This window comes from Hydrogenophaga sp. (assembly GCF_035481345.1).
In the GTDB taxonomy this organism is placed as follows: Bacteria; Pseudomonadota; Gammaproteobacteria; order Burkholderiales; family Burkholderiaceae_C; genus Hydrogenophaga.
The window spans coordinates 1-6856 of record NZ_DATIGV010000201.1 but is presented as its reverse complement, the minus strand read 5'-3'; the positions used below and the strand labels follow the sequence as shown (position 1 = coordinate 6856).

10 protein-coding genes are annotated in these 6856 nt (G+C 67.8%); 1 reads left to right on the top strand and 9 read right to left on the bottom strand.

The window, feature by feature from the left end; all coding sequences use genetic code 11:
• Positions 1 to 72: 72 nt before the first annotated feature.
• Positions 73 to 507 carry a DUF4148 domain-containing protein gene (locus VLG41_RS21455; RefSeq protein ID WP_186329784.1) on the top strand — a complete coding sequence of 145 codons (435 nt, stop codon included), beginning with the start codon at positions 73 to 75 and terminating at the stop codon, positions 505 to 507.
• Between the two features lie 64 nt (positions 508 to 571).
• On the opposite strand, the gene VLG41_RS21450 is transcribed toward VLG41_RS21455, so the two are convergent.
• The 9 genes from VLG41_RS21450 to VLG41_RS21410 form a co-directional block, all read right to left on the bottom strand.
• Entirely contained in the window at positions 572 to 2440 is a 1869-nt protein-coding gene (locus tag VLG41_RS21450; protein ID WP_325351416.1) for a potassium transporter Kup, read from the bottom strand.
• A gap of 128 nt (positions 2441 to 2568) precedes the next feature.
• On the bottom strand, positions 2569 to 3861 hold the full coding sequence (gshA, locus tag VLG41_RS21445; RefSeq protein ID WP_325351415.1) for a glutamate--cysteine ligase: 1293 nt from the start codon (positions 3859 to 3861) through the stop codon (positions 2569 to 2571).
• Between the two features lie 81 nt (positions 3862 to 3942).
• On the bottom strand, positions 3943 to 4371 hold the full coding sequence (locus VLG41_RS21440) for a VOC family protein (RefSeq protein ID WP_325351414.1): 429 nt from the start codon (positions 4369 to 4371) through the stop codon (positions 3943 to 3945).
• Positions 4372 to 4394: 23 nt separating this feature from the next.
• On the bottom strand, positions 4395 to 4781 hold the full coding sequence (locus VLG41_RS21435) for a RidA family protein (RefSeq protein WP_325351413.1): 387 nt from the start codon (positions 4779 to 4781) through the stop codon (positions 4395 to 4397).
• Positions 4782 to 4783: 2 nt separating this feature from the next.
• Positions 4784 to 5143 (bottom strand): DUF1304 domain-containing protein, encoded by a 360-nt coding sequence (locus tag VLG41_RS21430; RefSeq protein ID WP_325351412.1) that lies wholly within the window; start codon positions 5141 to 5143, stop codon positions 4784 to 4786.
• A 77-nt stretch (positions 5144 to 5220) separates the two neighbouring features.
• The gene (locus VLG41_RS21425) at positions 5221 to 5625 is read right to left on the bottom strand and encodes a VOC family protein (protein ID WP_325351411.1); all 405 of its coding nucleotides are present in this window, start codon (positions 5623 to 5625) and stop codon (positions 5221 to 5223) included.
• Positions 5626 to 5650: 25 nt separating this feature from the next.
• Positions 5651 to 6121, bottom strand: a complete 471-nt coding sequence (locus tag VLG41_RS21420; RefSeq protein WP_325351410.1) for a DUF1772 domain-containing protein — start codon at positions 6119 to 6121, stop codon at positions 5651 to 5653.
• On the bottom strand, positions 6118 to 6495 hold the full coding sequence (locus VLG41_RS21415; protein ID WP_325351409.1) for a YciI family protein: 378 nt from the start codon (positions 6493 to 6495) through the stop codon (positions 6118 to 6120). The genes VLG41_RS21420 and VLG41_RS21415 overlap by 4 nt, the downstream gene beginning before the upstream one ends.
• A gap of 27 nt (positions 6496 to 6522) precedes the next feature.
• Positions 6523 to 6856: DUF488 domain-containing protein (locus VLG41_RS21410; protein ID WP_325351408.1), on the bottom strand; the 334-nt coding region annotated here is incomplete at its 5' end.

The following is a 6856-nucleotide window of genomic DNA, read 5'->3' as shown; positions in this document are numbered from 1 at the left end:
GGACGGGCTTTTTCAATCGCGTCACGGTTTTTAAACTTCATTTCATCGTCAATGTCAATGAAGGGAAACACCATGAACACCAAGATCCTCGCCTCCGCCCTGCTCGCCGCAGCCGGTCTGGTCGCTGCGCCCGCATTCGCCGGCGGCGGTGTCAACGCCAGTGGTGAAGTCGGCTACATTCCGCCGGTGCCCGCCGCGACGTCCAGCGCCGTGACCCGTGAAGCCGTGCGCAACGAATACCTGCAAGCCCAACGCAACCACCAGCTGGCCGCGACCGGTGAAGTCGGCGATGTCGGCGTCCTGGCCTCTGCCAAGCCCAGCACGCTGACGCGCGACCAAGTTCAGCGCGAATACCTGGCTGCAGCCCAGAACCACCAGCTGGCCCCGGCCGGCGAAGGTGCCGACATCGGCTACCGCCCGACCCAGAGCCTGCTGACGCGTGAGGCCGTGCGTGCCGACGCTGTGCGCGCACTGCGCGCCGGCGAACTGCCGGGCGGCGAAGTCTGACCCTCGCCGGCTGCCGGCAGCAAAAGGCCCGCGCCGCAAGGCGCGGGCCTTTTTATTGGGCGGTTCAGATCTCGACCTTGGAGCCGAGCTCCACGACCGCGTTGCTGGGCAGCTTGAGGAAATCGGCCGCGGCGCTCGCGTTCAGGTGCATCTGTGCGAAGAGCTTCTCGCGCCAGGGCGCCATGCCGGTGCCCAGCGTGGGCACCACCATGTCGCGCGACAGGAAATAGCTCGTCGTCATGGTCTCCATCTCGCAGCCGCGCCCGCGCATCTGCTCCAGCGCGCGCGGCAGGTCGGGGTCGTTCTTGAAGCCGTAGTGCAGCACCACCTGCCAGCAGTCGTGGCCCAGGGCCTCGATCTGCAGGCGCTTGTCCATGCCGATCCAGGGCCGCTCGTGGCTGCGCACGGTCACGAACAGGTTGGTCTCGTGCAGCACCTTGTTGTGCTTGAGGTTGTGCAGCAGCGCATTGGGCACGCTGCCGGGTTCGGCCGTCAGGAACACGGCGGTGCCCTCCACGCGCGCGGGCGGGCTCACGAACACCGATTCGAGGAAGCTCTTGAGGTCGATGGCGTTGGCGCGCAGCGCCTCGTTGAGCAGGCGCCGACCTTCGTGCCAGGTCATCATGAGCATGAACATCATGGCGCCGATGAACAGCGGGAACCAGCCGCCGTCGAACAGCTTCAGCAGGTTGGATGCCCAGAACGCGAAGTCGACGACGAAGAAGAAGCCCGTGGCCAGGATGCACAGCCACAGCGGGTACTTCCAGCCGTAGCGGATCACGAAGAAGGTCAGCACCGTGGTGATCAGCATGTCCGTGCAGACCGCGATGCCGTAGGCCGCCGCCAGGTTGCTGGAGGACTTGAACATCACCACGGCCAGCACGATCGCCAGGAACAGGCCCCAGTTGACGAAGGGAATGTAGATCTGGCCGGCCGCCTTGACGCTGGTGTGCTGGATCTGCAGCCGCGGCAGGTAGCCCAGCTGGATCACCTGCTTGGTGACCGAGAAGGCGCCCGTGATGAGGGCCTGGGAGGCGATCACCGCGGCGGCCGTGGCCATGCCCACCAGAGGCAGCAGCGCCCACTCGGGCGCCATCATGAAGAACGGGTTCTTGACGGCCTCGGGCTCGCGCAGCAGCAGCGCGCCCTGGCCGAAGTAATTGAGCGTGAGCGCCGGCATCACCACCCCGAACCAGGCCAGCCGGATCGGCCGCTTGCCGAAATGGCCGAGGTCGGCGTAGAGCGCCTCGGCCCCCGTCACGGCCAGCACCACGGCACCCAGGATGATGAAGCTCGTGCCCGGATTCAGCCACATGAAGCGCAGCGCGTGGTGCGGGCTCAGCGCGAACAGGATTTCGGGGTTGTGCCAGATGTGCGAGACGCCCAGCAGCGCGATGGCGATGAACCAGGCCAGCGTGATCGGCCCGAAGAACTTGCCGATGCCGGCCGTGCCGCGCTTTTGCACGGCGAACAGCGCGAACAGGATCACGAGCGTGAGCGGGATCACGGCCTTGCGGAAGGCGGGCGACACCACTTCCAGGCCCTCCACGGCCGACAGCACCGAGATTGCCGGCGTGATCACGCCGTCGCCGTAGAACAGGCAGGTGCCGAAGATGCCGACCAAGAGCAGCACGTGGCGCAGCTGCGGCTTGTCTTTCACCGACTGCGAGGCCAGCGCCAGCATGGCGACCAGGCCGCCCTCGCCGGCGTTGTCGGCGCGCAGCACCAGAACCACGTACTTGAGCGAGACGATGACGGTCAGCGTCCAGAACAGGATGGACAGCACGCCGTAGACGTTGTCCACCGTGAACGGGACATGGCCGGAGCCGAAGATCTCCTTGACCGCGTACAGGACGCTGGTGCCGATGTCGCCGTAGACGACACCGATGGCGCCCAGGGTGAGCGCCGCGAGCGGGGTTTTGGCGTGTTGCAAAGGGAAGCCGCTCGGCCACGGGGCCAGCGGCTGGTGTTTCGCGGGACGGCTATTGTGCGCCTCGCCCCGCAACCGGCAAGCCGCCGCGGCGCTGATGTTGCACTGCAGCAACTTCCGTTGCCATGGCTTCAGTAGACCTCGGCTTCGGGGTCCGTCGCCTCGAGCTCATAGCTGGCCGCGACCAGGGCGAGCCGGCCGATCACGCCGTACATGTAGAAGCGGTTGGGGGCGCTGGCGCCCGGCTTCATGCCATGCTGGGGTAAGTGCGTACTCTCGGCGAAAGCCAAGGGCACGAAGCGCGAGCCCGGCGCGTTGAGGTTCTCGTCGGGGCCGCGGTCGGCATGCACGCGGTAGAAACCACCCACCACGTAACGGTCCATCATGTAGACCACGGGCTCGGCCATGGCGTCGTGCATGCGCTCGGCCGTCAGCACGCCTTCCTGGATGATCACGTCGTGCACGGGCTGCCCGTCCTTGACCACGGCCATCTTGTTGCGCGACTTGCGGTTCAGGCTCGTCAATTCGGCGGCGTCGTGCACGGTCATGATGCCCATGCCGTAGGTGCCGTTGTCGGCCTTCACGACCACGAAGGGCTTCTCGTTGATGCCGTATTCCTTGTACTTGCGGCGCACCTTGGTCAGCAGCGCATCGACGTTGGTCTGCAGGCAGTCCATGCCCGCTCCCTCGGCGAAGTCGACCTCGCCGCACTTGGCGAACATCGGGTGGATGAGCCAGGGGTCGATGCCCAGCAGCTTGCCGAAGCGCTTGGATACCTCTTCGTAGCTCTGGAAATGCCGGCTCTTGCGCCGCACCGACCAGCCCGCGTGCAGCGGCGGCAGCAGGTACTGCTCGTGCAGGTCTTCCAGGATGCCGGGCGCACCGGCCGACAGGTCGTTGTTGAGCAGGATGGTGCAGGGGTCGAAGTTCTTCAGCCCCAGCCGGCGCTTGCTGCGCACCACCGGCTCCAGCGTGAGTTCGTCGCCGTTGGGCAGCTGGATGGTCTTGGTCTCCTTGATCTCCGGGTCCACCGAACCCACACGCACGTTCAGGCCGGCCATGTGGAAGATGCGCTGCAGCTGCGCCACGTTGGCCAGGTAGAAGGTGTTGCGGCTGTGGTTCTCGGGGATCAGCAGCAGGTTCTTGGCCTCGGGGCAGATCTTCTCGATCGCCGCCATGGCCGACTGCACCGCGAGCGGCAGCATGGGCTGCGTGAGGTTGTTCCAGCCGCCCGGAAACAGATTGGTGTCCACCGGCGCGAGCTTGAAGCCGGCGTTGCGGATGTCCACGGAACAGTAGAACGGCGGCGTGTGCTCCATCCACTCCAGCCGGAACCAGCGCTCGATGACCGGCGTGGATTCGAGGATGCGCTGCTCGAGTTCGTTGATCGGGCCGGTGAGGGCGGTGACGAGGTGGGGGACCATGGCAGGGGGGCGGAGCCGGGCGGGGGGTCAGTGTAAATGGGGACGGTGACGGGTATTCCAAGGTCCGCCGGCCCAGCGCCCTCAGCCTCCGGCCAGCGGCTCGCTCGTGAAGCCCCGGCACACGGCGGCGAGCTTGTTGCCGTCGGGATCGCGCACGTAGGCGGCGAAAAAATCGGGGTTGTAGTGCGGGCGCAGGCCGGGCTCGCCTTCGCTGCGGCCCCCGCGGGCCAGCGCGGCGGCGTGGAAGTCGCGCACCTGCTGCCAGTCGCGCGCGGCAAAGGCCACCATCGTGCCGTTGCCCACGCCCGCGGGACGGCCATCGAAGGGCGTGCACAACCAGAGCGCCAGTTGCACGCGGCCATCGTCCTCGTATCGGCCCCAGCCGATCCAGCCGGGCTCTTCGGTGCCAGGCGGCTCGCAGCGCGTGTGTCCGAGCGCGCCGAGCGCGGCGTCGTAGAAGCGCGCGGCGCGCACCAGGTCGTCGGTGCCCAGGGTGATGTACGTGAACATGGGTGCTCCTTGGGTGAGCGATCTCAGCCGGGCGACTTGAGCGCCGTCACCTCGATCTCGATGCGCATGCGCGGGTCGGTCAGGCCGGCCGAGATCATCATGGCCGCGGGCCGCACCTCGCCGAAGAAGCGGCGCAGCACGGGCCAGGTCTTGGGGAATTCACCGCCGTCGGGCAATACGTAGTTCACGCGCACCACGTCGCGCAGGCTGGCGCCGGCCTGCTGCAGGGCGGCCTCGATGTTGCGCAGGCACTGCTCAGTCTGGGTTTCGATGTCGGGTGCGATGGTCATCGTGCCGTAGTCGAATCCCGTGGTGCCAGAGACGAAGACCCAGTCGCCCTGCACGACGGCGCGCGAGTAGCCGATCTCCGCCTCGAAGGTGGAACCGGAAGAAATGAGGGTGCGGGACATGGTCAACGGCCCAGGTAGAGCAGCACGAGGCCGAGCGTGGCCGGCACGGCCTGCACGAACAGGATGCGCTTGCTGGCCGTGGCCGCGCCGTAGAGGCCGGCCACCAGCACGCACAGCAGGAAGAACCCCTTGACCGCGAAGCCTTCGGGGCCGAGGAACAGGCCCCAGAACAGGCCGGCCGCGAGGAAGCCGTTGTAGAGGCCCTGGTTGGCCGCCAGCACCTTGGTCTGCGCGGCGAACTCGGGCGTGAGGTTGAAGGCCTTCATGCCCTTGGGCTTGTCCCACAGGAACATCTCGAGCACGAGGATGTAGACGTGGATGAGCGCGACGAGCAGCACGACGACGTTGGCGGCGGTGGACATGGAGGGCTCCTTGGATGACCGAGCGCGATGCTAGCGCGCCGGGCGGGTGCGCAGGCGGCCACCGCGCGCCCGGGCGTTCAGGCCACTTCGTCGTAGCCGCGCCCCAGCCACTGCAGGAAGCAGAAGCCGTGGCCGAAGGGGTCGCGCAGGCAGGCCTGGCGGCCCCAGACGAAGTCCTCGATCGGCAGATCCAGGGTCGCGCCGGCGGCCATGGCCAGGTGGGTGGCGGCCTCCACGTCGGGCACCACGAAGTCCAGGTGCACGGGCGTCCAGTGCCGGCCGTAGTCGCGCTCCAGCGTGGCCTGCGGCACAGGCCGGGTGCCGGGCGCCACGAGCAGCAGCATCACGCGCAGGCCCTCGCCCTCCATCTCGGCCACGGTGTCGTCGAACAGGCGGCGCACCAGGTTCAGGCCCGTGGCGCGCGCATAGAACTCGATCGCCGCGTCGAGGTCGGGGACGTCGATGTTGAGGATGGCAGGCATGGCTCGAACGTCCTTGGGCGCGGTCTCAGACCCGCAGCGACAGCGCCGCGCACACCACCGCCAGCGTGGGCGCGACGGTGCGCACGTGGTTCCAGAAGGTCCATTCGCGCACGTAGCGCGCCCAGTAGCCGGTGGCCTCCGGCGCATCGGCGTCCAGGCGCGCCAGGCGCTCGTTGCGCGGCACGTTGAAGGCCATGGTGACGCCGAAGCAGCCCAGCACGTAGAGCAGGCCGGCGGCGACCATCCAGGCCGAGGCCAGCCCGCGCCAGTCGAACACCGCCAGGCCGATGGCCAGCAAGCCCAGCAACGCCGTGCCCATGAAGCAGCCCAGGAACATCGGGTTGAGCACCACCACGTTGATGCGCTGCATGGCGGCCACGCCCTGCGCGGCGGGCAACTGCGCCAGGGCCTTCATCACGAAGGTGGAGAAGGCGAAGAACACCCCCGCCATGAGGCCCGAGCCGACGATCAGGGCGATGGCGAGGACCGCGTTCATGCGCTGGCCATGGGCGTTTCATTGGCGGCGCGAAACGCGCTCGCGCGCTCGGCCTCCAGCGGCCGGATCTCGTAGCTCAGCCCGCAGGCCAGGCAGGGGTTCTTTGCCGCGATGCGCGCGGCCTCATCCAGGCTGTCGGCCACGATGAACCAGTAGCCGCCGATGATTTCCTTGGCTTCGGTGAAGGGCCCGTCGAGCACGCGCTCGCGCGTGACGAGCCGGCAGCCCGTGCCCAGCCGGCTGCCGCCCTTGAACACGCCAGCGGCGGCCTGCTCGTCGAACCACCCATAGAACGCGTCGATGGCGCCCTGGATCTGTTCGGGGGATTGGTCGGCGTCCCATTGGCCTCGGGACAGCAGCAGGAATTCGCTCATGGACGGGTGTCTCCAGTGGAAGGGGAATCAGTCGGCAAGGTGCGCGCCCGCTGCGGCCAGCAATTCGCGCAGCACCGAACGGTGGCAACGTTCCTCGTGTTCGCAGTAGCAGCCCACGGAAAAATCGCTCTGGTGCGACAGGGCCGCGAGCAGCGCGACGGCGTGCGCATTCTCGGGTGCGGCCATTTCGGCGCGGTAACGGCGTGTGAACGCCGCCCAGTCGGCCGGCGTTTCGGCCTGCTGGCCGAGCTTCATGGTGTCGGGGCTGGGCGCGAGGTTGGGGAACCACACGTCGTACCAGTCCTGGCGCGCGAACTCGCTCTTGGGCACGCCGCGCGGCGGGCGCCGCACCGTGCCGACG

Coding starts and splice junctions, on each gene's coding strand:
- VLG41_RS21425 (WP_325351411.1), bottom strand. CDS start 5,625: ATGCCTGCCATCCTCAACATCGACGTCCCCGACCTCGACGCGGCGATC.
- VLG41_RS21455 (WP_186329784.1), top strand. CDS start 73: ATGAACACCAAGATCCTCGCCTCCGCCCTGCTCGCCGCAGCCGGTCTG.
- VLG41_RS21435 (WP_325351413.1), bottom strand. CDS start 4,781: ATGTCCCGCACCCTCATTTCTTCCGGTTCCACCTTCGAGGCGGAGATC.
- VLG41_RS21440 (WP_325351414.1), bottom strand. CDS start 4,371: ATGTTCACGTACATCACCCTGGGCACCGACGACCTGGTGCGCGCCGCG.
- VLG41_RS21430 (WP_325351412.1), bottom strand. CDS start 5,143: ATGTCCACCGCCGCCAACGTCGTCGTGCTGCTCGTCGCGCTCATCCAC.
- VLG41_RS21420 (WP_325351410.1), bottom strand. CDS start 6,121: ATGAACGCGGTCCTCGCCATCGCCCTGATCGTCGGCTCGGGCCTCATG.
- gshA (WP_325351415.1), bottom strand. CDS start 3,861: ATGGTCCCCCACCTCGTCACCGCCCTCACCGGCCCGATCAACGAACTC.
- VLG41_RS21415 (WP_325351409.1), bottom strand. CDS start 6,495: ATGAGCGAATTCCTGCTGCTGTCCCGAGGCCAATGGGACGCCGACCAA.